The organism is Merdimmobilis hominis, assembly GCF_016901855.1.
Taxonomy (GTDB): domain Bacteria; phylum Bacillota; class Clostridia; order Oscillospirales; family Ruminococcaceae; genus Paludihabitans.
The window spans coordinates 1-25,772 of record NZ_JACJKY010000001.1; the positions used below are offsets into that span (position 1 = coordinate 1).

Consider the following 25,772-nt stretch of genomic DNA (forward strand, 5'->3'; position numbering starts at 1 on the left):
TGACGAAGATGCAGAGGAAGATATCTCTGCATAAAAGTAATAACCGGAAGGCAAAATTGCCTTCCGGTTACATACCACCCTAAAAACTTCGCTAAGAACACATAGCAAAGTGCAGGGGATTCTTTTTATTAGTGCTTTAGCGATAGAACGGCAGAGCAAAGCGAGGACGTTCAACAACCGCCCGGGGTGGGATTAGAGCTTAAGCAAAGGAGATATAGAGGTATTATATAAGTACAGTAGGCATAAATACAGCGATGATACAAAAATACATTCGGGAACAAGGAAAACAAGATCAAATAGAGGAGAATTTAAGCAAGAAGGATTACGAAAACCCTTTTAAGGATAGCAAGTAATCATACCACCATGGCCTGAACGAAGTGAAAGCCAGCGTCTTTTAGGCGCTGGCTTTTGTTAAGGCCTTATAGGCCGCTTCTTATGTCGCCATTTTTAGAGATGGTCATGACTATGCATTAAATATGGGACATATCGTCGAGTATACTAAGATCAAATATAATAACGAGGTGTGCGGAGGCGGCTAATAATGAGCAAAAAGAACGAATCGATAATTTCCTTGATGACTTACAATCGCACCTTGATGAGTTAAAAGAAGGATTGGCTAAGTTGCAGGAAAGAGAATATCAGCTGAAAGAGGAACTTAAAAAGGCTGAAAGCTTCAGCGATGAGATTGAGAAATGCCGCAAAAAGCTGGAAATGCTTGATAAGAAATTAGGAGTAGATAAGAAATGAGTGATATTAAAATGACTATGCGACTGCATTGTATCTATGGGGCATGTCTGATAGAACACCGCATATTTTAGATCTCACTTTTCCGCGTGGCACCAATGTCAGCCGATTGAAGAAAGACAACCCTCATTTGCGCTGTCATTATGTAGAGAAAGAAATTTATGAAATGGGAATTAGCGAAACGGTATCTCCTTTAGGTGCAATAATAAAACTTTATGATAAAGAACGCTGTATCTGTGATTTGATTCGCCATAAAGAAAAAGTGGATTTTCAGATGTATTCACAGGCGATCAAAGAATATTTTAATGCAAAGCCGAATTGCCGAAAGCTTTTGAAATACGGAAAAGTGTTTGGGATTGAGGATCAGATTAGAACCTATATAGAAGTACTAGGATAAGATAGACAATTTGGAAATTTTGAAAAGCATCGCATCGGCGGTGCTTTTTTGTGTAGAAGAATATTTTTAAGGTAATATATAACGGTTATGATGGAAAAATATAATTTGAAAAATTTTAATAAGTGATGATATTTTGCATTTTTTCATTGTGTTTAGATGATAAGAGAATAATTAAAGGCAGGGCAGATTATGTATCAACCAGAGTATTATGATTTTTCAGGGGAAGAGGGAAAAAGAATAAAGGAAGATTTGGAAAATTTGGGTCTGAATCATGTAACAATTTCTAATTTACCGGCAGATTTCTTCAGAATGAGCAAAAGGCAATTAGAAAAATTTTTCGAGTATGCTTCTGATGCGTTTATAGCGAAAATGTATGATATTCCTCAACAGCAAATTAAAAAGCGGCGAGATGATTTTGGGATCACACAACTCATGAATACTTTAAACCAATTGGAGATTGAAGAAGCATGTATGCCAATCTTCAAAGGAAGCTCCAAAATCATGTCGAATCAGTATAATAATGGAAATACTACACATACTAACTCCACACCAATAAATAGCGAAAAGGAGTTTTTATATATGAAAGCAACAGGTATTGTTCGTAGAATCGATGATCTTGGCAGGGTGGTGATTCCAAAAGAAATCCGAAGAACATTTCGCATTCGTGAAGGAGATCCGCTCGAAATTTTTATTGCGGGCGCGGGCGAAATCATGTTTAAAAAATACTCGCCGATCGGAGAAATCAGCACTTGCGCATCTGCATATGCAGATGTGTTAGCAAAGGCAGGAGACATGCCGGTGATTGTCTGCGATAAAGATCATGTGGTTGCTGCAGCGGGAATTTCCAAAAAAGAAGTGCTCGATCGCCGCGTTTCACATGAGCTTGAAGAATTGATGGAACTGCGCCAACCGATTAACGCAGAAGAAGGAGAAAAACATCAGGTGTTTCCGATCGAGGGATTTTCCCGAACTGCTACAGCCGGTGCACCGGTGATTGTTGCAGGAGATGTGGTTGGATATATCGCAGCGCTTCCTGAAAACAAACGGGTAAACGAATCATTTGCGCAGACAATCCGTGTGACTGCACAGCTTTTGGCACGCCAGCTTGAAGAATAATGAAAAAAACAGTTGCAATTTCTAAAGAAATGTGCTATACTTGTTGACAGTAATAAGGAAAGGTTGAAAGACTGGGAAGCATCCCAGTCTTTCATTTGTTTTAACGGGAGGCAGATGTGTGAAACGAAAAACAAACAAAACAGCAGAAATTGTCTACGATTTGGCGAAGCCGATCGCAGACGAACTGGGACTCACCATTTGGGATATTCGTTTTGAAAAAGAAGGTTCCATGTGGATTTTGTCTGTCATCATCGATAAAGAGGGCGGTGTTTCCCTCAATGATTGTGAGGCAATGTCGCGTCCGCTGGATGCAAAACTGGATGAGGTGGACCCGATTGAACAGAGCTATTGTCTGGAAGTTTCTTCCGCTGGCATTGAGCGCGAACTTTCAAAAGACTGGCATTTTGATGCTTGCCGCGGCGAAACGGTTGTTGTTCGCCTGATTCGTCCGTATAACGGTGAGCGGGAGTTTGTAGGTGTGCTTAAAAATGCCGAAAATGACGCCGTAATTATTGAAACAGAAGAAAACGAATACGAATTCCGGATGAATGATATTGCGTTTGTTCGGCTGTATGTCGAGTTCTAAATAGATAACGTTTACATACCAACAGTGAATGCATAGAAAGGGATGGGTTACAAAATGATGAATAACCACGAGCTGTTTGAGGCGCTGGAGGCGCTGGAACGGGAAAAAGGAATCAAAGCAGAAGCGGTGCTTGACAGCATCAAAAATGCAATCGCAGTCGCAGTGCGGAAGTATTATAATGTAGGTGAGAACAACGTCGAGGTTGAACTCAATCAGGAAACACGTAAATTCCAGGTTTCGATTGTAAAAGACATCGTTGAAGAAGTCACCGATCCGACTACACAAATAAGCTTTGAAGACGCTTACGAGAAAAATAAACGCGTTCGCGTGGGTGCACGTCTGAGCATGCGTCTGGATACAAAACAGATCGGCCGAATCGCAGCACTTTCCGGCAAAAACTTGATTCACCAGGGAATCAACGATGCAGTCAAAGCACAGCTGATGGAGCAGTACCAGAGCAAGCTGCATGAAATCGTAAATGCACGCGTACAGAAAATCGAACCGCGTACCGGCAATGTAACCGTTTCGATCGATAAAAACGAAGCGATTTTGTTTGCAAGCGAGCAGATCCCGGGTGAAACCTTCCATGAGGGCGATTTCATCAAAGTGTACGTCAACGATGTCGTGAGCAGTGAACGCCGCTGCACGATCAAAGTGACCCGTACACACAAAGATCTGGTCAAACGTTTGTTTGAAAAAGAAGTTCCGGAAATTTTCGACGGAACGGTTGAAGTGAAATCCATTTCCCGTGAGGCTGGCTCCCGCACAAAAATCGCTGTGTTCAGCAAAGACCCGAACATTGATCCGGTCGGCGCATGCATCGGTCAGAGAAATTCGCGTGTGTCCAACATTGTAAAAGAATTAAACGGCGAGAAAATTGATATCATTAAATACAGTGAAGATCCGGCAGAGTTTATTGCGGCTGCATTGGCGCCGTCTTCGGTTGTCCGCGTTGACATTTTAAGCACCGAAGAGCGTACTTGCCGTGTTATTGTACCGGATATGCAGCTTTCGCTTGCAATCGGCAACAAAGGTCAAAACGCAAAATTGGCTGCAAAACTGACAGGATATAAAATCGACATTCGCCCGGAAAGCAGCGACCTTGAGGAAACAGAGGCAAGCAGTGATACCGAGGCACAGCAGCCGGAAACAGAATCGACAGAAACAGTCGCAGAATAAAAAACGGGGAATTTGTTTTTGGTGTATCTGACTTGATTACCGGAAAACAAAAAGGAATAAAACAGGAGGAGTTTCCATGCAAAACCGAAAAGTTCCCATGCGTAAATGCACCGGATGCGGTGAAATGAAAAACAAAAAGGAACTGGTACGCGTTGTAAAAAATAAAGAAGGCGAAGTTTCGCTTGATTTAACCGGGAAAAAGGCGGGCCGCGGCGCATATGTTTGCAAAGCGCTTGCATGTCTGCAAAAAGCGCGGAAAACACGCGGGTTTGAACGTGCGCTTTCCTGCAAAATTCCCGAAGAGGTCTATGACCGAATGGAACAGGAGATTGATACGGATGCATAAATTGCTGCAGGATTTGGGTCTTTGCCGCAGAGCCGGTGCATTGTGTTTCGGCACGGATGCAACCAAGGAAGCGGTAATGAATAAAAAAGGCGTATTGATCGTTTGTTCGACGTTTCTTTCCGAAAAATCAAAAAAAGAAATGCGTTTTCTCTCCGAAAAATACGGTACCGCGCTTTATATGCTTTCGCATTCATTCGAAGAGATCGGCGCGATTGTGGGAAAGCCGGTTGGTGTGCTTTGCATCACCAACGCATCACTCGCAGAAAAGTTTCTTACAGATACACAGCAGACAGTTTAAGGAGGAGAAAGAATGGTATCAAAATATAAACTCAACGATTTGGCAAAAAATCTGAATGTGACCGTTGCAGACATCAATGCAGTTTTGGGCGGCGACGTTGTACGCAAACCGAATACCGTACTCACAGAAGAGGAACTGAATCTGGTGTTTGAACATTTCACACAGGCAAACGCTGTGGAGAGCTTCAATGACTATTTTGCTTCGGCAGATGAGCCGGATGAAAAACCGGCTGAGAAAGCAGCAGAAGCAAAAAAAGAAGAGAAGAAACCGGCAGAAAAGAAAGCTCCCGCAAAACCGGCGCCGAAACAGGAAGAGAAAAAACCGGCACAGAAACCTGCGGCTGCAAAACAGGAGAAAAAACAGCCTGAAAAACCGGCAGCACAGACAAAACCGGCACAGCCTGCAAAACAGCCGGCAAAACCGGTCGAGAAAAAGGAAAAACCGGCAGAAAAGAAACCGGCTGAGCAAGTGGTTCGCCGTGTAGATACCCGTACGGTTGAGGTAAACCTCGATAAATACAACGAGCATTACGATCAGCTGGCACCGCAGCAGAATAAGAGAAGCGACAGCTTCCAGCGCAAACAGAAGATCAATCAGAAATCGCAGCAGCGTGCAAAACAGAAATATTCGACCAAACGCGAAACGGAAGCGCAGAAACTGCAGCGTCTGGCACTCGAGCGTGCAAGAAAACAGCAGCTTAAAGTGCTCATTCCGGATGAAATCGTTGTTTCCGAGCTCGCAAGCCGCCTGAAAGCAACCGTTACCGATGTCATCAAAAAATTGATGGGTTTAGGCGTCATGGCAGCACAGAATCAGGTCATCGACTTTGATACTGCGTCGATCGTCGCAGAAGAAATGGGCGCAAAAGTTGAAAAAGAGGTTGTCGTGACAATCGAAGAGCGCTTGATCGACGACAGCGAGGACAACGCAGATGAGCTCGTCAGCAGAAGCCCGGTCGTTGTTGTCATGGGCCACGTTGACCACGGCAAAACATCGCTTCTTGACCGCATTCGTCATGCTTCCGTCACCGCAACTGAGGCCGGCGGCATCACTCAGCACATCGGTGCATATACCGTGGAAGCAGACGGCAAACAGATCACCTTCCTCGACACCCCGGGTCACGAAGCGTTCACTGCAATGCGTGCACGCGGCGCCGCTGTCACCGATATTGTTATTCTCGTAGTCGCTGCCGACGACGGTATCATGCCGCAGACAGTCGAGGCAATCAACCACGCAAAAGCTGCAAATGTTCAGATTATTGTTGCAATCAACAAAATTGATAAACCGCACGCAAATCCGGATAAAGTCATGCAGGAACTCACCGAGTATAACCTCGTTCCGGAGCAGTGGGGCGGCGATACGATCTGCTGTCCGGTATCTGCTGTGACCGGCGAGGGTATCGATAACTTACTTGAGATGGTCAACCTTGTTGCAGAGGTCGCAGACTTGAAAGCAAACCCGAACCGTCTGGCAAAAGGTACTGTCGTCGAAGCACGTCTGGACAAAGGCCGCGGCCCGGTGGCAACACTGCTTGTCCAAAACGGCACGCTCCACAGCGGCGATGTCATCATCGCAGGCATGACTGTTGGTCACGTCCGCGTCATGACAAACGACAAAGGTGCTGTGGTCAATGAAGCAGGTCCGTCCACACCGGTTGAGATCACCGGTCTTGCAGAAGTTCCGGCAGCAGGCGATATCTTTAACGCCGTTGAGGATGAACGTCTGGCAAGAGAGCTGGTCGAGCAGCGTAAATTCGATCAGAAGGAAGAGCAGTTTAAACAGTATCAGAAAGTCACACTCGACAACCTGTTCAGCCAGATTGCAGAGGGTGAAGTCAAAGAACTGCCGCTCATCGTCAAAGCGGACGTACAGGGTTCTGCTGAGGCGGTCAAACAGTCGCTTGAGAAACTCACAAACGACGAAGTGCGTGTCCGTGTCATTCATAACGGTGTCGGCGCTGTCAACAAATCGGACGTCATGCTCGCACAGGCATCGGGTGCAATCATCATCGGCTTCAATGTCCGTATGGATCAGGCAGTCCGCGATTCGATCGAACAGGATGACGTCGAAATCCGTCTGTACCGCATCATCTATGACGCAATCGACGATGTAAAACAGGCAATGAAAGGTATGCTCGCACCGAAAACACGCGAAGTGGAGCTTGGCCGTGCAGAAGTTCGTGCCGTCTATAAAATTTCGAACGTCGGTACCGTTGCAGGCGCATATGTCATCGAGGGTAAGGTTGCAAGAAACGCACTCATCCGCGTGGTTCGCGACGGCATCGTGCTCGCAGAGGACAAAATCGACTCGCTCAAACGCTTTAAAGACGATGCCAAAGAAGTGGCACAGGGTTATGAATGCGGAATCGGTCTTGAGAAATTCAACGACATCAAAGAGGGCGATATTTTTGAATCGTTCATCATTGAGGAGTACCGCGACTGATTTCGTTTGATGAATAGAAAGGAGCAGCTATGGCTTCGATTAAAATCAGCCGAATTTCGGAAGATATCAAAAAAGAGCTGGTGGAAATTTTTCGTGAGGTCAAAGACCCGCGGGTTTCCTCCATGCTCAGTATCATTAAAGTTGATCTGTCAAACGATCTTTCTCACTGCAAAGTGTATGTGAGCGCAGTGGAAGGCGAGGAACAGACGATTCGTTCCGCAGAGGGACTGCGCAGTGCAAAAGGCTATATCCGCCGGGAGATTTCTGCGCGGCTGCATCTGCGTAAAACACCGGAATTTCACTTTATTCCCGATGATTCGATTGCGTACAGCGCAAACATCAATCGGATTTTGGTGGAAGAGAGCAAAGCACATCCGGAGTGGAACAACGACGAACCGGACGAAGAATAAGGAGGCGGCAGCATGAAGATTTCCGCAAAGGAAGCGGCAATGCTTCTTTGTGCGCATGACCGCATTCTGATTCTTTCGCACAAAAATCCAGACGGCGACACGCTCGGCAGTGCATACGGACTGCTGCGCGCGCTTCGTTCGCTTGGTAAAACGGTGCGCACGCAGTGTACCGATCGCCTGCCGCAGATGTTTTCTTATCTTGCAGACGGTGTACAGCAAGAAGACTTTACACCTGAATTTGTCGTGGCAGTCGATGTGGCATCTGTTTCGCTGCTCGGTGATGCGGTCACAGAAGCGTATCCGAATGTGGATCTGTGCATCGACCATCATCACACAAACGAGCTGTATGCACAGAAAACATACTTGTACGACGGCGCTTCGGCGTGTGAGGCAGTGTATGAGGTGATCTGCGAAATGGGTGTGTCGATCACACCCGATCTTGCAGACTGCCTGTATACCGGCATGGCAACCGACACCGGATGCTTCCGCTTTTCGAACACGACGCCGAAAACGATGCGTCTGGCAGCCGATCTGATGGAACAGGGCGCACGCTATGCAGAACTCAATCGCCTGTTGTTTGAAACAAAATCAAAAGAGCGAATCGCCGTTGAACGAATGGTGCTTGATACGATCTCGTATGCCGCGGACGGGAAAATTGCGCTCATCTGCATTTCTCAGGAAATGGTCAAAGAAAGCGGCGCTGATGAATCGGAGCTCGGCGGAATCTCCGGCATTCCGCGCACGATCGAGGGCGTTGAAATCGGCATCACCATGCGCGAGAAAGAAGCAGGCGGCTATAAAATTTCGGTGCGGACGGCGGCGTATGCCGATGCATCGAAATTGTGCGCAGCATTCGGCGGCGGCGGACATATCCGTGCGGCCGGCTGTGTAATTAACGCACCGTATGAACAGGCAAAAACGATGCTGTTAGAAGAAGCGGCTCGGTTTTTATAACAGAAGGGAATCAACAGACAGAATGAATGGCGTTTTATGTATCAATAAACCGCAGGAATATACTTCATTTGACGTGATTGCGCGGATTCGCGGCATGTCAAAGACAAAACGGGTGGGCCATTCGGGAACACTTGACCCGATGGCGACCGGTGTGCTGCTCATCTTTTTAGGGCAGGCAACAAAGGCGTGCGATATGCTCCCGGATGACGACAAAGCGTATGAAGCATCGTTTGAGTTGGGACTTCGCTCGGATACGCTCGATTGCTGGGGAACGGTGACGAGCGGTGAAAAACGGCGGGTGACGGCAGCGGAAGTGGAAGCTGTTTTGCCGCAGTTCCGCGGGGATATCACGCAGATTCCGCCGATGTATTCGGCAGTGCGCATCAATGGACAGCGGCTTTATGACATCGCACGGCAGGGTCGTGAGGTGGAACGCGAGCCGCGGGCAGTGACCGTGATGGAGCTCACACTTTCTTCGTTTGATGAGGAAACAGGCTGCGGAACGCTGACGATTCGGTGCTCGAAGGGAACGTATGTCCGTACGATCATCAGCGATATCGGCGAAGCGCTCGGATGCGGTGCGATCATGACAGGACTTGTCCGCACACAGGCGAGCGGGTTTACGCTCCACGATTGTATCACGCTTGAGCAGGCACAGCAGTTCACAGCAGACGGCACACTCGAGCAGCAGCTGCGTCCGGTGGACACGCTGTTTTCGCATCTGCCAAAAATTCGGCTGAATGAAGTGCAGACCGAAAAATTCCAAAATGGCGTGCGGCTCGATTTAAACCGTGTGCGGCATAAAAAGGTGGACACGCTGCATCGCGTGTACGGACATACAGGATTGTTTTTGGGACTTGCTTCACTCGACCACAGCGACGAATCGCTTCGGATCGAAAAGATGTTTGCGCCCAGATAAAAGGAGGAACCGGTGTGGAAATTTATGAATCGGTCGTTTTATCAAACGAGCCGACAGCCGTTGCGCTTGGCTTTTTTGACGGCGTTCATTCCGCACATGCCCGTGTGATTAAAGAGGTGTGCGGTGATCCTTCTCTGTGTCCGACGGTGATGACGTTTTCATCCGCACATTTACTGCCGCAGAAAAAGCGGGAAGCAGGTCTTTTGCAGACGGATGAACAGAAACTCGAATGCTTTCAAAAACTGGGCGTAAAGCGTGTGTATCTGCTGCCGTTTGTCGAGATTGCGTCCATGGAACCCAGACAGTTTATCGAAACGGTCGTCTGTCAGGCAATGAATGCAAAACGGATTGCCTGCGGCTATGACTATCGATTCGGCGCGAATGCGTCCGGCGATGCATCGCTTTTATCGGCGATCTGTGCGGAAAAAGGCATTGATCTTCGTGTTGTGCCGCAGTATACATCGCATGGCGTGACAGTCAGTTCCACCGCGATTCGCCAGGCACTTGTAAACGGTGATATGGCGCTTGTGAATGCATTTTTAGGATATCCGTATTATATCAAAGAGCGCGTTGTACACGGCAGAAGTCTTGGGAGAACGCTCGGGTTTCCGACACTCAATCAGCCGCTTTCCGAAAAGCTTGTGCTGCCGAAATTCGGCGTGTATCAAAGCCGGACGAAGATCGACGGGAATTGGTACCGGAGCATTACAAACATCGGGGTAAAACCAACGATTGAGGGCGTGCGTGCACCGCTTGCTGAAACGTATCTCTTGGATGCAAGCGGCGATTTTTACGGCATGATTGCCCGTGTGGAGCTTTTTAAGCTTACACGCGCAGAACAGAAATTTGCCGATGTAACGGAACTGAAAGAAACGGTTCACCGAGATATTGCGTGCCGTCAGGCACAGCCGTTTTAAAAGAATAACGAAAGCAGGATACAGTCACATGTGTCCTGCTTTTTTTCGGGAAATTGCGTTTTAAGCCGCGTTGTGATATACTCAAACCAAGTAAGATGCACGGCAGTGTGCAGCGGTGCAGGGAGGCGGACGGAAATGACGTGGGACACCTATTATGAAAAAATCAATGATTGGGCTGTGAGCACGGCGATCAACAGAATTTCATCGCTCGAGAATATCGGTTCGCCCGATGAAGTAATTGATGCGATCGGTCTCATTGCATTAGAAAGTGAGAGCGGTGCAACACGATTGCTGAACAAGGCGCTGCAGCTTGGCATCCGTTTTTCAGGGGAAGCGTTAACAGAACTGATTGGTATTTGCAGTGACGAGAGTCTGCGCCGTGCGGTGAAACAATCGGCAGACCGTTTTACTGCGCAGGATTTAGAAACGCTGTACGGGTGTGTCGACGAGAAGTGGATTGCAGAAGCGGCAAAACAGCATCATCTCCGTCTGCCAAAAGATATGGAAGATATTGATGATGAAGAAACGGAAGATCAAGAAACGTATCAGGAAGAGATTCTCACGGCTCTCGAATCGGCAAGTTATGCACTGGAATGCTGTGCTGCGGCGCAGGAAGCGCTTTGCCGCAGCGGGAATATGAGTATTCTTGACATGATTTCGAATCGCTTTCTGTCATCCCTTGCAAAATCCGCATCGCTTATAGAGGCAGAGCAATATATGGAAGACGCACAGGATGCGCTGACAGCTTTTAACGAAGATTTGCATGTGATTCTGCAAAACAAATATGTGAAGCTGCACGCTGTGCGGCTGTATTCTGAGATTGATTTGTGGTTTAACAGCGGTGTTACGGACTGGTTCGTTCATTTGAATATCAATCGGATGCACAAACGAATCGGAAAAGCAATCAAGCAAATCGAAGTCATTCAAAGAGAGTTAAAACAGCTGTTGGCTTAACAACAGGAATAAGCAGGATAATATCACAGGTGTCCTGCTTTTTTATTTACAAAAAATCGATAGGAAACGATGCAGGGTTATGTTATAATAAAATCTTAAAGATTGTGCAGACAATCAAGCTCCACAAATCAGTAATATTAAAGGAATGGAAGCATGAAACAGTTGGTTGTAGGCGTTTTGGCGCATGTTGACGCGGGCAAGACAACACTTTCGGAGGCAATGCTTTATACAAGCGGCATGATCCGCAAGCTTGGGCGTGTTGATCACCAGAATGCGTTTTTAGATACCGATGCCATCGAAAAAGAACGCGGCATCACGATTTTTTCAAAGCAGGCAGTGCTCGATTTTGCCGACACACGCTTTTTTCTGCTGGATACGCCGGGGCACGTTGATTTTTCGACGGAAACAGAGCGCACACTCCGCGTACTCGACTATGCGGTGCTTGTCATCAGCGGAACAGACGGTGTGCAGGGACATACGAAAACATTATGGCGGTTACTTCGAGAGTATCATGTGCCGACGTTTCTGTTTGTGAATAAAATGGATTTGTCCGTGCGTCCGCGCGATGCCATCATGAAAGAACTCCGTACCTTGGATGGCGGATGCGTTGATTTTTGTGCCGAAGAGGACAGTCTGTTTGAAGAAATCGCGCTGTGCGACGAGCAGGTGATGGCGGATTATCTTTCTGACGGAACGGTTTCCGATACACAGATTGCTACATTGATTCAATCCGAAAAGCTGTTTCCGTGTTATTTCGGTGCGGCGCTTAAAAACGAGGGCGTGTCCGAATTTTTGGATGCAATGGCACGGTATATGTGTTCGCCTGTATATCCGCAGGAATTCGGCGCGCGTATCTATAAAATTGCACGCGACACACAGGGCACAAGACTTACCTATTTAAAGGTGACCGGCGGTTTTCTTAAAGTGAAAGACTTGCTGCGCGGGTCAAACCGTACAGGAGACTGGAAAGAAAAGGTCGATCAGATTCGGATTTATTCGGGAATCAAGTATCAAACGGCGGAGGAAGTCCCCGCGGGTGTTGTCTGTGCCGTGACGGGACTTTCGAAAACGCAGGCGGGTGACGGGCTTGGCTTCGAGCCGTCGTTTGACGCCGCACAGATCGAACCGGTGCTCTCGTATCGTGTGAAAATCGAGGACAGCACCGATCCCTTTACGGCGCTGCAAAAACTTAGACAGCTGCAAGAGGAGGACCCGCAGCTTCATATTACATGGAATGAACGCTTAAAAGAAATCTATGTGCAGCCGATGGGTGAAGTACAGCTTGAGGTGCTGACGCGTGTGATTTTTGAGCGGTTCTCGCTTTCGGTAACGTTTGACGAGGGCAACATCGTCTATAAAGAAACGGTCAAAGCGCCGGTCTGCGGTGCAGGTCACTTCGAACCGCTGCGGCATTATGCGGAGGTACACGTGCTGATTGAACCGACAGAACGCGGCAGCGGCGTATCGTTTGATACGGTGTGCAGTGAAGATGACCTTGAGAGAAACTGGCAGCGTTTGATTCTTACGCATCTTGCCGAACGGACACATCCTGGCGTTTTAATCGGCGCACCGCTCACGGACGTGAAAATCACGCTGATTGCCGGACGCGCACATTTAAAGCATACAGAGGGCGGCGATTTCCGTCAGGCGACGTACCGTGCGGTGCGGCAGGCACTTAAAAAAGCGGAGAATGTACTGCTTGAGCCGTATTACGCCTTTCGTATCGAGGTGCCTGCCGCACAGGTCGGCCGTGCGATCTCCGATTTGCAGCGGATGAACGGCACCTTTTCGCCGCCGGAAACAGAAGGGGAGCTCGCAGTTTTAACGGGTACGGTTCCGGTCAAGACGATGCGTTCGTATCAGACGGAATTTGCGGCATATACAAAAGGGCAGGGACGGCTTTCCACATGGGTGGACGGCTATCGGGAATGTCATAATGCAGAAGAAGTGATCGAACAAAGCGGCTATGACAGCGACCGCGATACGGAAAATCCCGCCGATTCGGTGTTCTGCTCTCATGGAGCGGGCGTTGTGGTGAAATGGGACGAGGCGGATCGCCATATGCATCTCTCACCGGAATGGGGATTAAAGCAGACGTCAGCCGCATCGCTTCCGCTGTCGGTTCCGTCAAAGCCGGTGCGGCGTGAATACGCGTCGACAAAAGAGGAGGACAAAGCGCTGCGGTCGATTTACGAGCAGACTTACGGTCCGATCAAACAGCGCGGCGGATTTGTGCAGACACGCAATACACCGCTTCGTACGGAGGAATACGGACGATTGTTTGAGGAGCCGCAGCAATCATATCTGCTCGTGGACGGCTATAACGTCATCTTCGCGTGGGACGAGCTGCGTGAAGCGGCAAAACAGAGTGCGGAGGCGGCAAGAAACCTGCTTATTGATATCTTGAGCAATTATCAGCCGCTGCGCGGCGAACAGATCATCATTGTATTCGATGCGTACAAAGTCCCAAGAGCAAATGCGGAGATCTATCGTTATCCGAATCTGTATGTTGTGTTTACGAAAGAAGCGCAGACAGCTGATTCTTACATTGAGCAAACGACGTATGAGATCGGAAAGCATCATCGTGTGCGGGTAGTCACGTCGGACGGACTTGAACAGCTGATTATTTTAGGACATGGCGCTTCGCGTGTGTCGGCACAGATGTTTAAGCAGGAGTTAGAGCATGCCACCCGTCGGCTTTCGGAGTGGATTGAGGAGAATAACCGGCATGCAAACGAGAAAAAACAGCTCCGATACACCGCAAAAATCACACTTTCCGCAAAGAAATAGGCAGAGTGTCTGGACAGTTCTTGTAATTTTCATCCTGCTTTAGTATAATAACAATCAGAGTAACACAATGAACCGACAAAAGAGAAAGGATACCACCTTTTATGTTACGAACACTTCTTTCCGGTAATCCGGTTGCTATTATGAGTTCTCTCCTGGCATATGCAGTGATTATTTTCACAGCTTTGCCGATTCATGAATTTATGCACGGATGGATTGCAAAAAAACTCGGCGATCCGACCGCAACGAATTTGGGACGGCTGACACTCAATCCGATCGCGCATTTTGATCCGATCGGTACGACTGCACTTGTGCTGTTTGGATTTGGCTGGGCAAAACCGGTGCCGGTGAATCCGTTTTATTTTAAAAACCGGAAAAACGGAATGGCGCTCACTGCATTGGGCGGTCCGCTTGCAAACTTTCTGCTGGCAACTGTCAGTTTGCTGATCTTAAAATGTATTGTTTATTTTGCACCGAATCTGATCTTCTTCTCGCTTTTGGGTACCGTCATGCAGCTGATTGCACAGGTGAATATTTCGCTTGCTGCATTCAACTTGATTCCGCTGCCGCCGCTTGATGGTTCGAAAATTATCGGCTTTTTCCTGCCGCAGAATATCTATGCGCGGTTTGAAATGTTCTTTGCACGGTATCAGCAGATCATTTTCTATGCGATGGTTTTTTTGCTGTTCGTGCTTCCGAATATCGGCGGACCGTTCTCCGTGTTTTCGAATATCATCAATATTCCGTTCAACGCGTTTTGGAACGGACTTTATTGGCTGGCGGATCATCTGACCGGTTTTGTCGATTTGATTGCGCAGGTGATTGCCTGATGGAAGAGCCACTTCAGTTTAAACTGGAAGGATTTGAAGGCCCGCTCGATTTGCTGCTGCATTTGATTGCAAAGCACAAGCTGGATATTCAAAACATCGAAATTACAATTCTGCTCACGCAATATCTTGACTATATCGGGCAGATGAAGCGCGCGAATATGGAGATTGCCGCATCGTTTTTGGCGATGGCAGCACGGCTTGTGTATATCAAAACGGCTTCGCTTCTGCCGAAATACGAAGAGGAAAGCGAGCAGTTAAAGCGCGAATTGTCCGGGCAGCTGATTGAATACCAGCTGTTAAAAGAAGTTGTGCAAAAAATGCAGCAAAGGTATCAGGACGGCATTTACGTTCGTTTACCGATGGAAATAAAAGCCGATCAGACGTATTCGTTAACACACGACAGTACACTGCTGGCAGCGGCGTATCTGGCCGCAGCAGGACGCGGCAAACGCAGACTTCCGCCGCCGCGTGCGGCATTTTCCGGGATTGTGTCCAGACGGATTGTACCGGTGGAAAGCCGGATTTTATATGTGCTGGACAGGCTGTATCGGGAAGATTTTATTCCCTATGAAACATTTTTTGAAAGCGGTGACCGAAGCGAGCGCGTCGCTACCTTTTTGGCGATGCTCGAGCTCATTAAAACGGGACGCATCTGTGTAAGCGATGATAATAAAACAGTTTATTTTGCTCCCGGACAGCCGCCGCAGGAAAAGGAGGCGCAAATATATGACGATTGAGGCGCTTTGTGCATCGCTGGAAGCGATTTTGTTTGCTTCAGGCGAACCGGTGGAGGCGAATAAAATCGCACAGGTTTTAGGCGTGGAAGAAGATTTTTTGCATAAAGTCATGAAAACGATGCAGGATAAATATGACAGCCCATCTTCCGGTTTGCAGATCATACAGCTTGGAAAAAGCTATCAGCTGTGCACAAAACCCGTACATGCAAAGCTGATTCAGCAGGCGCTTTTGATCCGCAAAAACGTTCCGCTTTCCAATGCTGCGATGGAGGTGCTGGCAGTCATTGCGTATAATCAGCCGGTGACGCGTGCGTTTGTCGAGCAGGTACGCGGCGTAGACAGCGCGCAGGTGGTTTCTTCGCTTGTGGAGAAAGGGCTGGTGGAAGAGGCGGGAAGGCTGGAAATCCCCGGCCGGCCTATCGCCTATCAAACAACACCGGCGTTTTTGCGTACGTTTGGCATCTCCTCGCTGTCTGAACTTCCGTCATTGCCGAATGAAGAAAACGGCGGACAGGAAGATGAGGAGCGCGAGAAAACGCATAACGAAACGGTGTGACCGCACGGAGGTGAAAAAATGACCGCATGGTGGATTGCTTTGGCGGTCGCGGCGCTTTTGACCGCATTTTTGTTGGCGAGTGTCACGGTCAAGGTGATGATTTCGGATACCGTGCGGATCTGGGTCGGCGCATTCGGCATTCGGTTTTTGATTCTGCCGGCAAAACAAAAGAAACAGCGAAAACGCAAGCAAAAGAAAAAAGTGCCGTCCGCCCGGAAGAAAAAGCCGGCAGAAAAAAGCAGAAAAAAACCAAAGGAAAAGCCGCATGAGCAGTCATTTGGTGAAACCGTTTCGTTTGCAGTCGATTTGCTGCGTTCCACGGTGCCGGGTGCAGCGGCACTCCTAAAAAAAATTCGATTTGTAAATATGCGTGTGTTTGTTTCGGTCGGCGCGGACAGCGCCGATGAAACAGCGATTCGCTATGGAATGGTATGCGGCGCAGTGTATAACACGTTGGCGGCGATCGATTCTGTGATGACGCTGCGGGTAAAATCGGTTGATGTGGTTTCCGATTTTGTCACAGGCGAAATGCGGTATGACATTTCCTTTTTGGCGAAACTGCGCATCGGTTCGATTTTAAAAGCGGCAATCGGGATTCTTATTTCGATTGTTCGCATGATGTTTAGACGAAATGCACAGCAAGAAGAAGCCTTGCAGGCAATGCAAAAACAGAAAGGATTGAAACAATATGAGCGAACATCCGATCAACGGCATGATGGACACAACAATGGAAAAAATCCGCAAAATGGTGGATGTAAACACAATCATCGGTGATCCGATTTCCTGTCCGGACGGAACGATCATTATTCCGGTTTCAAAAGTGGGATTCGGCTTTGCCGCAGGCGGCTCGGACTGGCCGTCCAAAACACCCAAAGAGCTGTTCGGCGGCGGAACCGGCGCCGGCATATCGATTCAGCCGATTGCATTTTTGGTTATTTCAAACGGAGAAGTCCGGCTTTTGAAAATGGAAGCGGATGCAAGCGCAATCAGCGATGTGATTGAAGCGATTCCGTCGGTGATTTCGACATTTACGTCCATGGTCGGCAAAAAAGAGAAAAAAGAAAAAGAACCCTCCAAAGAAGAATAAAAATAGGACAGCTTATGTCTGCATACAATGGCACTGTGCGATTTGTATGCGGACATTTTTGTTTTATTAGGAGGATTGTTATGCGGCAGCGGCTCATCAGCTTTGTCATTTGTTTTTCATTGTTTGTTGCGGGAGTTCGGGTGTCTGCGGGCGATTCGATTTCTGCAAAGGCATATCTTTTGATGGATGCGGCGACCGGAAAAGTGTTGGCTGCCAAAAATGAGACACAACGGCTTCCGATCGCGAGTACCACGAAAATTATGACGGCGCTGCTTGCATTGGAACAGCCCAATGTGAAAGAACGGTTTTGCGTAGATGCAGACGCCATACGCGTGGAAGGTTCGTCCATGGGACTTTTGCCAGGCGACGAGGTGAGTCTTTATGATTTGGCCGGCGGGATGCTGAGTGCATCCGGAAATGATGCTGCAAACGCTGCGGCTGTACGGATTGGCGGAGATCTTTCTTCGTTTGCACAGATGATGAATGACCGAGCCGCATCGCTTTCCATGGAGGATACCCATTTTGTGACACCGTCGGGACTGCATGACGACGAACATTATTCCACAGTAAAGGATCTTGCGCTGCTTGCCCGTGAAGCACTTCAAAATCCAATGTTTCGTTCGCTTTGCAGCCAGTCGCATGTAACACTTTATTACGGAAATCCGCCGTATTACCGCACGCTAATGAATCACAATCGGCTTCTTTCCTCCTATGAAGGCTGTATCGGTGTGAAAACGGGATATACCAAAACAGCAGGACGATGTCTTGTTTCTGCGGCGGAGCGGGATGGTGTCACATTGATCTGCGTGACACTTTCCGCACCGAACGACTGGGAAGATCACAAAACACTGCTTGACCGTGGATTCCGTGCGTCAGAGCCGGTGACAAAGGAGGTAGACGTCTCCGATGTGCAGATTCCGGTCGTGGGTGGAACACAGCAGACGATTACAGTGCGTGCGGCATCTACACTTACAGCTTGCCTCAGCGAAACAGAGTGGCAGGAAATTGTACGTGAAATCGAATGTCCGCCGTTTTTATATGCACCGGTTCAGAAAGGAGATTATATCGGAGATGCCGTATATACCTATCGCGGAAATGTTATTGGGCGCATTCCGCTGATTGCGGCGTCAAACACAGCATATCACGAAGAATCTCCGTCATTCTTCGACAAAATTCTTCAGTTCCTAAAAGCGCATATTCGTATTCCAATCGGTTAATTTTGCTCTTTTTGTTTGCTTTTTTGATAAAATTATGATATATTAAACAAAGACAAACAATATACGGATGTGACAACGGAGGGATCTATATGACTGCAAATCAAGGAACAGGTGCTCAGCCAGCGCACCGTATCATCAATGAAATACGAAAGGTGATTCACGGAAAAGACGCTGTGATTGAGCAGGTGATGATCGCTGTTCTTGCGCGAGGACATATTTTGCTTGAAGATATTCCCGGTGTGGGAAAGACAACGCTTGCCATTGCGTTTTCCAAAGCCACACAGTTAAAATATAATCGAATTCAGTTTACACCCGATGTGGTGCCGGGCGATGTTACAGGATATACCATGTACCAAAAAAGCGACGATCGATTTGTGTTTGTTCCCGGTGCAGTCATGTGCAATTTTTTGCTGGCGGATGAAATCAACCGTACCTCTTCGAGAACACAGTCGGCCCTTTTGCAGGTGATGGAAGAGGGAACCGTAACAGTGGAACAAAAAACGTATCGCTGTCCTGATCCGTTTATTGTAATGGCAACACAAAATCCATTTGGTTATGCAGGCACGCAAAAACTGCCGGAATCGCAGCTTGACCGATTCTTGTTCCGGCTTTCGATGGGATATCCGGATGAGGCAAACGAAGTTTCCATGCTGCGTGCAAAGCGCACGGCAGAGGAAGTGCAGGTTTTGCCGGTTGCAACACAAGAAGATGTTTTGGCGATGCAGGCTGAAACGGACCGTGTGTATGTGCATGATCATATTTTGATGTATATCACCAGAATTTCCGCACAGACCAGAAATCATCCGTCGATCGCATTAGGACTCAGTCCGCGCGGCTCGATTGCGATCATGCGTGCGGCAAAGGCGCATGCATTTTTACATGATCGCATGTATGTCGTGCCGCAGGATGTGATGCAGGTGCTTCCATGTGCAATGCATCATCGTCTTGTGTTAAAAGCAGGTGTTTCTCCGTCAAAAGAAACGTATGATGCAATTTTGGCTGATATTTATCGCAATGTAGCACCGCCGCAGATTGAAGTACCGGAGGCTCTGCGATGAAACGGGCAAGATGGATCGGCATTGTGCTGATACTGGTTTGCATCGGAATGTTTCTTTTCATCACCGATTATGTTGGTGCTGTTGTTGCGGTTTGCGGCGCATCTGTGTTAGGGATCTCGTTTTTGTGTTCGGTTCTGGGCAGATTTGGCATAAAGCTTTTTTTGCATACCGTACAAATTGAAGAAGCCGATCAGCCGATTTCATTTCGTGTAGACGTGAAGAATCGATCTGTGTTTCCGGGCGGATGGCTTCGTATTTGTGTCGAAGTCAAAAACCTGTTCACAGAGGAATGGGAAACGCAGCGCGTTGTGATTCCGTTAAATGTTCGTGCAGATGCCACTGTGGATTTTTCGAAATTGTATGCGCGATGCGGTGTTTGTGAAATTCGCATGCGATCAGCAGTGATGTACGGCTTTTTCGGTCTTATTCCGATTCCATGCCGAAAACCTTCAAATGGAAGAACAACAAGATTGCCAGCGCTTTTACCGGTCGATATTGAGCGGGTTTCTCTGCCGATGTATGAAGAACTTGAAGCGCCGGCAAACGGCGTGAGTACGCTGCGAACCGATATGATAGGTGTACATGAGTATCTGCCGGGAGATTCTATGCGCGATATTCATTGGAAATTATCGGTACGGACAAATAATTTGTTTGTACGTGAATATGCGGCACCGCGTATTGCAAATCTGTGTTTGATTGCGGTCAACGATCTGGTGGGTGGAACAGCGGAAGAAATCGAGCGCTGGGCGTCTGTTCTGCATACATTGGCATCTTTGCTGATTGTGCACCGCGTTTCTTTTACCGTGATGTATCTTGATGCTGCCGGTTTACAAAAATATCAGCGAATTGATTCGGCAAGCGACTGGGGACAGGCAATGCATGAGATATTATCTGTACCGATGCATCGCGAAAAAGTTGACGATACGCCTGTAAAGGATAATGACTTTACTGGTACATATTCGATTGCAGTGCTTGCGGATTCTGAGCAATTAGGGCATTGGATTGGAAAAAACAATACTGATATTCTCTTGATTGGTACGCTTCCGCATACGAAATACGCGGAAGGACAGCGTGTCCTTTCAATTCAAACAACAGATCCTGAAGAGGTCAAACGTGCATTTGCTGCACTTTTGATGCAGGAGGGAAATCGATGAAGAAACAAAATGTGTCAAAACATGACAAGTTAGAAGCCTTTACACTAAATATTTCGCAAACATCGCCATCGACACCGATGAGCGAATATCTGATGGAATATTTGATCGTTTTTTTGTCTGTTTTTGCTGCTTTATCGACAGTTGAATATGTATTGCAGTCCGGTGTCGGCGCGTATTACAGAGCAATCGTAACGATTCCGCTTTTTGTATTTACGGTGCTGTTCAATTTGATTTTCTGCGGAATAGGCGTGTATATATTTAATAAGTGTACGCGCAATGTTCGGCTGATTTATGGGATATCTGTGCTGGTGCTGATGGTTTTGTGTTTTTATTGGGTGGCGCAAACTGCGCAAGTGCTCAGTGAATGCATTGCCGCAAGCACCCATAAATGGTTTTCGATTGATCTTCCTGTGATTGGGATTTTCAGCCGAATTTCGTTTTCTGATTTGCGGACATCCATTTTGATCACATTTATTGTCGGTGCATTTGCACTGTCGGTGTTGTTTTCGGTGCTTGTCATCCGTTTGCGCCGAATGTGGCTGTTCATTTTGGCGCTTTTGCCGTTTTTTTGGCTGGCAGCAAACTATGATGCGCAGCCAAACGACTTGATTGTTGATGTGATTCTTCTTGCGTTATTGGCGATGATTCCGTTTTCCGTATCTCGCATCCGAGCATCTAAAAACGGACTGTCGACAACGAATCGAATGCGTCCTGCAGGTGCAAGTCTTGCGTTTGTATCTGCAGGCCTTGCTGCAATCATCGTGTTTTCGATTGCCGTTCCACGGAGTCAGTATGTTCATACAGACTTGTTTTCTACGGGATATGCAAATCCCATAGAAGGATTTTTTCAGCTGTTTACAGAATCAAACAGAGGAATGAGCGGCGGAAAGCTTGGCAATATCGGAGAGCTTACGCAAAACGGACAGGTGCATTTGGAAGTTTCGGGCTTGAAATCAGAGGATGCAATCTATTTAAAAGGGTATACCGGCAGCGTTTATACCGGTCGTTCGTTTGATGTGCTTCCCGAGCAGAATTATACGCAAAATTTGAGCGGATATTCAAAAGGAATGCGGGACGCGAAAAATGCGCTCTGGGAGTCATATGAACTTACCCCGCTTGATTTGTTTTCTCAGTTTTGGGCAGTGGCTTTGCCGGATTTGATGGGCGGATCGGAGGAAACGAACCATCGAACGGTTACCGTGAAACGGGTGGGAGCAGACAGCCGATACACCTATCTTCCGTATTATGCCTACGCGTTTGACGGTCAAAATAACTTTTTAACCGATCAGGTTTATTATGATACAGGATTGGTGCCGAACCGAAGCGATACATGGACATATTCTATGTATGCATACCCGGATGACCAGTTTGGAAATATTATTCGCGGGCTCAGTCTCAAAAATGAGCGAAGCTTGATTCAGATGCGTTTGGACTTGCGAAACTCCATGCCGGAAGAATATTTGTCCTATGTAACGTTTTATAAATCATTTGCAGATCAGATGTACACACAGCTGCCGGAAGACGGACGATTTGACTGGATGAAAGAGCTGTTTTGGGAAAATGTATCTTTAAGCGATGTCATTCAGATTGTAAAGTCAACCGTGCAGGATGGAACGACTTATAGTTTAAAACCGGGTATCACGCCGACAGATCAGGACTTTGTCAATTATTTTTTAAAAACGAATAAAAAAGGATTTTGCACACATTATGCAGCATCGGCTGTAATGCTGTTCCGTGCGGCCGGTGTTCCTGCAAGATATGCCGAAGGATATGTGGTAACGGAAACCGACGTAAAGAATGCAAAAGACGGTGTTGCATCAATTAAAGATCAGAATGCACATGCGTGGGCGGAAATCTATGTGGAACCGATTGGCTGGGTACCTGTAGAGGTGACACCGGGATTTTCAGCATCGTCTGTTGCACCTCGTCCGTCTGAGGACGAAGAAGCGTCTGATTCCAGCAGCCGGCCGGAAAGCAGTATCACATCTTCCTCGGAACCATCTTCAGAACCGGACACATCCGAATCCGAGCCGGAATCGAGCGTTTTAGAATCGAGTGCGGCGGAATCATCTGAGATGGAATCGAGTATTTTTTCATTGGTGCCGGATGGGGCTTCCGCAATCGATTCTCCCGGCCACATAAATTCCTATGGCTTCGCACCTTGGATGATTGTCGTGCTTAGTATCTTGGCGGTGTTTGGGCTGATTGGAGCAGTATTGGTGGCGAGAAATGTCAATATTCGCAGCAGGAGAAAACGAATTGTTTCACCGGATCGCAGCCGTGCAGCATGTGTTATTTATGCAGAATGTCTGCAGCTGCTGGCGTTGATCGGATTGTCAAAAGAATCATTGGAAGATAGTGATCGGTTTGCAGCACGTGTTGATGCAGCAATATTTATAGGAATGACCTTTAAGGATGTGACACGGATTGCAGAACGTGCGCGTTTTTCCGATGTTCCAATCAGCGAAGAGGAGCGCGCACAGCTGCTTGTGTTTTTAAAAACGCTGCAGCAATATGTGAAAGTCCATCTTCCGTTTTATAAAAAACCGATGTATGTTCTGCGATATCCGTTAAGATGAACGGATCGCAGAAAGTGTGGTTCCCGGATAATAGTGCGCAAGAATTTCCTTGTAGGATTTTCCTTGACGGGCGAAAAAGTCAGCGCCGTATTGACTCATTCCAACACCGTGTCCTTTGCCTTTGGTTTCGATTGTAAACACATCGGATGCAAACGAAATGGTGAAATTGGCAGATGCCAATGACAGTTTTGTGCGAAGGTCTGTTCCTTTGATACTTTTGTCGCCAACTGTGATCGTCAAAACCGATCCGGCTTCACTGCGCACAACGTCCTGAAACCAGGATGCAGGATCTTCGGAGAGTGCGATGGAAGAATCAATGGATAAAAGCGCATTTTTCATTTCGTCGGTTGTCACTGTCTTTGTTTCAGAATAAGCAGGTGAGAGCGAATCGCCTTCGCTCGTTACGCTGACCAGATATGCAGTAGATGTTGAAAAAACGTCTGCTGCATTTTCTGTTTTTCCGGAGGAGACTGCATGAAACATGGCGAGTGCCGGTTTGTCCTCGTACAAAAGAACGTCGTTGATTACGGCATTGACCGCATTGGTCAGTTTTTCTTCGTAAGCGGCAAATGCATCCCCCCATAGCTCTTTGCGACCTGCTTCGTCAAGATATGCCTGGCAAGTGGCAGGATCGGTTGTCAGATACGGGGTTCCGGGAATATATTCCGGATCATTTAAGCACTGCTGAATACGGTACAATGCATAGGAATGTGCCGCAACAGCTTGTGCCTTGACCGCTTCTTCATGATAGGACATCGGGATTTCCGCGGCGACAACCCCTTTTATATATTCGAGCGGTGTCAGCGAGAGTGTTTGCTTCGTTTGGGTGTTTTCGACCAAATAAATTCCGCTTTGATCTTTGGGGATACGCAGCAAAACAATCGCCGGAATCAAAAGCAATGTTAAAAAGATGAAAAAAAATACGCTGAAAAACCGTTTCATTTAAAACATCCTCTCTTTCGATGAATGAAAATATTTTTTATCCTGCAAAAACAGAAGAATGAATTTGAGCTTTTGCGGAATAAAAGCGTTTTATGAATAATGATAATATAAAAATTTCAATTATTTTAGCGAGTTGCATTGACACAGTGAGTGCACTTTGCTATAATAGGGCTACTTGAGAAAAAGAAAGAGGGGGAAGCGTATGCATCGGCAAAACAGTGTCATTCGTGGTATTCAAGATTTATGTGAGGAGTTTCGCAGATATAACCAGATCGACGCAAAATTATATGAGAAATTCGATGTCAAACGCGGTCTGCGCAATCAGGACGGCACCGGTGTAATGGCAGGACTGACGCAGATTTGTAATGTGCACGGTTATGTCATCAACGAAGGTGAACGTGAGCCGGTGGAAGGTGCGCTGTATTATCGCGGATACGATGTAAAAGAACTTGTCGGCCATTGTGTGGAGGCGCGCCGTTTTGGCTTTGAGGAGGTTGTCTATCTTCTGATTTTCGGTGTTTTGCCGACAGAGGAACAGCTTGCCGGCTTAAAACAGATTCTTTCGCATTTTTGCTATTTGCCGGAGGACTTTTTTGAGGATATGATGCTCAAAGCGCCGTCGGCGAATATTATGAACAAGCTTGCAAGAAGCATTTTGGCACTGTATTCATACGATTCTGATCCGGATAACTTGTCGCTTGAGTCGGAAATTGGCCGCGCGCTTCAGATCATTGCACGGCTTGGCAATATTGCCGTCAAAGCATATCAGGTCAAACGCCGCTTTTTCGATGGAAAGACAATGTTTTTGCATCCGGAGCAACCGGGCCTTTCCTTTTCCGAGGAAATGCTTTCGCTTTTGCGCGGTGACCGGATTTATACAGAAGATGAAGCACTCCTGCTTGATTTGTGCTTGATGATTCATGCGGAGCATGGCGGCGGCAATAACTCGACATTTGCTTGCCGTGTTTTGACCTCGTCGCATACTGATGCATATTCTGCATATGCAAGTGCAGTCGGCGCGCTGAAAGGCCCGCTGCACGGCGGCGCGAACTTGCAGGTCATGCGGATGCTCTCTGATATGAAAGAGCATGTATCCGATATTACAAACGAAGGCGAAGTGGCAGATTATCTGCAGAAGCTTTTGAATAAAGAGGGATTTGACCGTTCGGGCAAAATTTACGGCATGGGTCATGCAGTGTACACACTCTCTGACCCGCGTGCGGAAATTCTCAAAAAATATGCGGTCGGTCATGCAAAGGGTACTGAATTTGAAAAAGACTTTGAAGCACTCAATCTGATTGAATCGCTCACACCGGAGCTGATGGCGAAAAAAGGCATTACGAAGCCGATTTGTGCAAACTTTGACTTGTATACCGGAACGGTATATCGGATGCTCGATATTCCGGAGGATTTGTTTACGCCGTTGTTTGCAACGGCACGTATTGCGGGATGGAGTGCACACCGCATCGAAGAGCTGTTTACAGGCAACCGGATTATCCGTCCGGCATATAAAGCGATTGCGAAACCGCGTGCCTATGTGCCGATCGATCAACGATAATCAAA

The 25,772-nt window shown here is 47.4% G+C and carries 25 protein-coding genes; 24 read left to right on the forward strand and 1 reads right to left on the reverse strand.

Annotated features, from left to right (window positions below):
* Window positions 1–612: 612 nt before the first annotated feature.
* The 23 genes from H6A12_RS13540 to H6A12_RS00110 all read left to right on the forward strand — a co-directional run bounded on the left by H6A12_RS13540 (window position 613) and on the right by H6A12_RS00110 (window position 23,267).
* Window positions 613–747, forward strand: coding sequence for a hypothetical protein (locus H6A12_RS13540; RefSeq protein ID WP_275955269.1), 135 nt, complete (start codon window positions 613–615; stop codon window positions 745–747).
* Window positions 748–790: 43 nt separating this feature from the next.
* A complete protein-coding gene (locus H6A12_RS00005; protein ID WP_204443438.1) occupies window positions 791–1,141 on the forward strand; it encodes a hypothetical protein in 351 nt (116 codons plus the stop codon).
* A 189-nt stretch (window positions 1,142–1,330) separates the two neighbouring features.
* Window positions 1,331–2,257 (forward strand): stage V sporulation T C-terminal domain-containing protein, encoded by a 927-nt coding sequence (locus H6A12_RS13315; protein WP_243415238.1) that lies wholly within the window; start codon window positions 1,331–1,333, stop codon window positions 2,255–2,257.
* Window positions 2,258–2,375: 118 nt separating this feature from the next.
* Window positions 2,376–2,843 (forward strand): ribosome maturation factor RimP, encoded by a 468-nt coding sequence (locus tag H6A12_RS00015; RefSeq protein WP_204443440.1) that lies wholly within the window; start codon window positions 2,376–2,378, stop codon window positions 2,841–2,843.
* Between the two features lie 54 nt (window positions 2,844–2,897).
* Window positions 2,898–4,022 (forward strand): transcription termination factor NusA, encoded by a 1,125-nt coding sequence (nusA, locus tag H6A12_RS00020; protein WP_243415239.1) that lies wholly within the window; start codon window positions 2,898–2,900, stop codon window positions 4,020–4,022.
* A 76-nt stretch (window positions 4,023–4,098) separates the two neighbouring features.
* The gene (gene rnpM / locus H6A12_RS00025) at window positions 4,099–4,368 is read left to right on the forward strand and encodes an RNase P modulator RnpM (RefSeq protein ID WP_204443442.1); all 270 of its coding nucleotides are present in this window, start codon (window positions 4,099–4,101) and stop codon (window positions 4,366–4,368) included.
* Window positions 4,361–4,666, forward strand: coding sequence for a L7Ae/L30e/S12e/Gadd45 family ribosomal protein (locus tag H6A12_RS00030; RefSeq protein ID WP_204443445.1), 306 nt, complete (start codon window positions 4,361–4,363; stop codon window positions 4,664–4,666). Before rnpM ends, H6A12_RS00030 begins: the two co-directional genes overlap by 8 nt.
* Before the next feature lie 12 nt (window positions 4,667–4,678).
* Window positions 4,679–7,108 (forward strand): translation initiation factor IF-2, encoded by a 2,430-nt coding sequence (gene infB, locus H6A12_RS00035; RefSeq protein ID WP_204443447.1) that lies wholly within the window; start codon window positions 4,679–4,681, stop codon window positions 7,106–7,108.
* A gap of 29 nt (window positions 7,109–7,137) precedes the next feature.
* A complete protein-coding gene (gene rbfA / locus H6A12_RS00040) occupies window positions 7,138–7,518 on the forward strand; it encodes a 30S ribosome-binding factor RbfA (protein ID WP_204443449.1) in 381 nt (126 codons plus the stop codon).
* Window positions 7,519–7,530: 12 nt separating this feature from the next.
* Entirely contained in the window at window positions 7,531–8,472 is a 942-nt protein-coding gene (locus tag H6A12_RS00045; RefSeq protein ID WP_204443451.1) for a DHH family phosphoesterase, read from the forward strand.
* Between the two features lie 22 nt (window positions 8,473–8,494).
* Window positions 8,495–9,391 carry a tRNA pseudouridine(55) synthase TruB gene (gene truB / locus H6A12_RS00050; protein WP_204443454.1) on the forward strand — a complete coding sequence of 299 codons (897 nt, stop codon included), beginning with the start codon at window positions 8,495–8,497 and terminating at the stop codon, window positions 9,389–9,391.
* A gap of 14 nt (window positions 9,392–9,405) precedes the next feature.
* Window positions 9,406–10,308 (forward strand): bifunctional riboflavin kinase/FAD synthetase, encoded by a 903-nt coding sequence (locus H6A12_RS00055; protein ID WP_204443456.1) that lies wholly within the window; start codon window positions 9,406–9,408, stop codon window positions 10,306–10,308.
* Window positions 10,309–10,443: 135 nt separating this feature from the next.
* On the forward strand, window positions 10,444–11,262 hold the full coding sequence (locus H6A12_RS00060; protein ID WP_204443458.1) for a hypothetical protein: 819 nt from the start codon (window positions 10,444–10,446) through the stop codon (window positions 11,260–11,262).
* Between the two features lie 153 nt (window positions 11,263–11,415).
* Window positions 11,416–14,052, forward strand: a complete 2,637-nt coding sequence (locus H6A12_RS00065) for a translation factor GTPase family protein (protein ID WP_204443460.1) — start codon at window positions 11,416–11,418, stop codon at window positions 14,050–14,052.
* Window positions 14,053–14,153: 101 nt separating this feature from the next.
* Complete coding sequence (locus tag H6A12_RS00070; protein ID WP_204443462.1) at window positions 14,154–14,879, forward strand: site-2 protease family protein; 726 nt, start codon at window positions 14,154–14,156, stop codon at window positions 14,877–14,879.
* Window positions 14,879–15,616, forward strand: coding sequence for a segregation and condensation protein A (locus H6A12_RS00075; RefSeq protein ID WP_204443471.1), 738 nt, complete (start codon window positions 14,879–14,881; stop codon window positions 15,614–15,616). The genes H6A12_RS00070 and H6A12_RS00075 overlap by 1 nt, the downstream gene beginning before the upstream one ends.
* Window positions 15,606–16,172, forward strand: coding sequence for an SMC-Scp complex subunit ScpB (gene scpB, locus H6A12_RS00080; protein WP_204443474.1), 567 nt, complete (start codon window positions 15,606–15,608; stop codon window positions 16,170–16,172). The genes H6A12_RS00075 and scpB overlap by 11 nt, the downstream gene beginning before the upstream one ends.
* A gap of 18 nt (window positions 16,173–16,190) precedes the next feature.
* A complete protein-coding gene (locus tag H6A12_RS00085) occupies window positions 16,191–16,946 on the forward strand; it encodes a hypothetical protein (protein ID WP_204443476.1) in 756 nt (251 codons plus the stop codon).
* Window positions 16,861–17,259 (forward strand): GerW family sporulation protein, encoded by a 399-nt coding sequence (gene ytfJ, locus H6A12_RS00090; protein ID WP_204443484.1) that lies wholly within the window; start codon window positions 16,861–16,863, stop codon window positions 17,257–17,259. The genes H6A12_RS00085 and ytfJ overlap by 86 nt, the downstream gene beginning before the upstream one ends.
* Window positions 17,260–17,339: 80 nt before the next feature.
* Window positions 17,340–18,476 (forward strand): D-alanyl-D-alanine carboxypeptidase family protein, encoded by a 1,137-nt coding sequence (locus tag H6A12_RS00095; RefSeq protein WP_204443487.1) that lies wholly within the window; start codon window positions 17,340–17,342, stop codon window positions 18,474–18,476.
* Between the two features lie 89 nt (window positions 18,477–18,565).
* Window positions 18,566–19,534, forward strand: a complete 969-nt coding sequence (locus H6A12_RS00100; protein WP_204443489.1) for an AAA family ATPase — start codon at window positions 18,566–18,568, stop codon at window positions 19,532–19,534.
* Window positions 19,531–20,688, forward strand: coding sequence for a DUF58 domain-containing protein (locus tag H6A12_RS00105; RefSeq protein ID WP_204443491.1), 1,158 nt, complete (start codon window positions 19,531–19,533; stop codon window positions 20,686–20,688). The genes H6A12_RS00100 and H6A12_RS00105 overlap by 4 nt, the downstream gene beginning before the upstream one ends.
* Window positions 20,685–23,267 carry a transglutaminase-like domain-containing protein gene (locus H6A12_RS00110; RefSeq protein ID WP_204443493.1) on the forward strand — a complete coding sequence of 861 codons (2,583 nt, stop codon included), beginning with the start codon at window positions 20,685–20,687 and terminating at the stop codon, window positions 23,265–23,267. The genes H6A12_RS00105 and H6A12_RS00110 overlap by 4 nt, the downstream gene beginning before the upstream one ends.
* Here H6A12_RS00110 and spoIID read toward each other — a convergent pair.
* On the reverse strand, window positions 23,259–24,209 hold the full coding sequence (gene spoIID / locus H6A12_RS00115) for a stage II sporulation protein D (RefSeq protein ID WP_204443495.1): 951 nt from the start codon (window positions 24,207–24,209) through the stop codon (window positions 23,259–23,261). The genes H6A12_RS00110 and spoIID overlap by 9 nt on opposite strands.
* 202 nt (window positions 24,210–24,411) lie before the next feature.
* Between spoIID and H6A12_RS00120 the strand changes: the two genes are divergently transcribed.
* A complete protein-coding gene (locus H6A12_RS00120; RefSeq protein WP_204443498.1) occupies window positions 24,412–25,767 on the forward strand; it encodes a citrate synthase in 1,356 nt (451 codons plus the stop codon).
* Window positions 25,768–25,772 lie beyond the last annotated feature (5 nt).

Coding starts and splice junctions, on each gene's coding strand:
- H6A12_RS00120 (WP_204443498.1), top strand. CDS start 24,412: ATGCATCGGCAAAACAGTGTCATTCGTGGTATTCAAGATTTATGTGAG.
- H6A12_RS00030 (WP_204443445.1), top strand. CDS start 4,361: ATGCATAAATTGCTGCAGGATTTGGGTCTTTGCCGCAGAGCCGGTGCA.
- H6A12_RS00105 (WP_204443491.1), top strand. CDS start 19,531: ATGAAACGGGCAAGATGGATCGGCATTGTGCTGATACTGGTTTGCATC.
- rbfA (WP_204443449.1), top strand. CDS start 7,138: ATGGCTTCGATTAAAATCAGCCGAATTTCGGAAGATATCAAAAAAGAG.
- spoIID (WP_204443495.1), bottom strand. CDS start 24,209: ATGAAACGGTTTTTCAGCGTATTTTTTTTCATCTTTTTAACATTGCTT.
- nusA (WP_243415239.1), top strand. CDS start 2,898: ATGATGAATAACCACGAGCTGTTTGAGGCGCTGGAGGCGCTGGAACGG.
- H6A12_RS00060 (WP_204443458.1), top strand. CDS start 10,444: ATGACGTGGGACACCTATTATGAAAAAATCAATGATTGGGCTGTGAGC.
- H6A12_RS00070 (WP_204443462.1), top strand. CDS start 14,154: ATGTTACGAACACTTCTTTCCGGTAATCCGGTTGCTATTATGAGTTCT.
- ytfJ (WP_204443484.1), top strand. CDS start 16,861: ATGAGCGAACATCCGATCAACGGCATGATGGACACAACAATGGAAAAA.
- H6A12_RS00005 (WP_204443438.1), top strand. CDS start 791: ATGTCTGATAGAACACCGCATATTTTAGATCTCACTTTTCCGCGTGGC.
- scpB (WP_204443474.1), top strand. CDS start 15,606: ATGACGATTGAGGCGCTTTGTGCATCGCTGGAAGCGATTTTGTTTGCT.
- rnpM (WP_204443442.1), top strand. CDS start 4,099: ATGCAAAACCGAAAAGTTCCCATGCGTAAATGCACCGGATGCGGTGAA.
- H6A12_RS00100 (WP_204443489.1), top strand. CDS start 18,566: ATGACTGCAAATCAAGGAACAGGTGCTCAGCCAGCGCACCGTATCATC.
- truB (WP_204443454.1), top strand. CDS start 8,495: ATGAATGGCGTTTTATGTATCAATAAACCGCAGGAATATACTTCATTT.
- H6A12_RS00110 (WP_204443493.1), top strand. CDS start 20,685: ATGAAGAAACAAAATGTGTCAAAACATGACAAGTTAGAAGCCTTTACA.
- H6A12_RS00095 (WP_204443487.1), top strand. CDS start 17,340: ATGCGGCAGCGGCTCATCAGCTTTGTCATTTGTTTTTCATTGTTTGTT.
- H6A12_RS00085 (WP_204443476.1), top strand. CDS start 16,191: ATGACCGCATGGTGGATTGCTTTGGCGGTCGCGGCGCTTTTGACCGCA.
- H6A12_RS00045 (WP_204443451.1), top strand. CDS start 7,531: ATGAAGATTTCCGCAAAGGAAGCGGCAATGCTTCTTTGTGCGCATGAC.
- H6A12_RS13315 (WP_243415238.1), top strand. CDS start 1,331: ATGTATCAACCAGAGTATTATGATTTTTCAGGGGAAGAGGGAAAAAGA.
- H6A12_RS00065 (WP_204443460.1), top strand. CDS start 11,416: ATGAAACAGTTGGTTGTAGGCGTTTTGGCGCATGTTGACGCGGGCAAG.
- H6A12_RS00075 (WP_204443471.1), top strand. CDS start 14,879: ATGGAAGAGCCACTTCAGTTTAAACTGGAAGGATTTGAAGGCCCGCTC.
- infB (WP_204443447.1), top strand. CDS start 4,679: ATGGTATCAAAATATAAACTCAACGATTTGGCAAAAAATCTGAATGTG.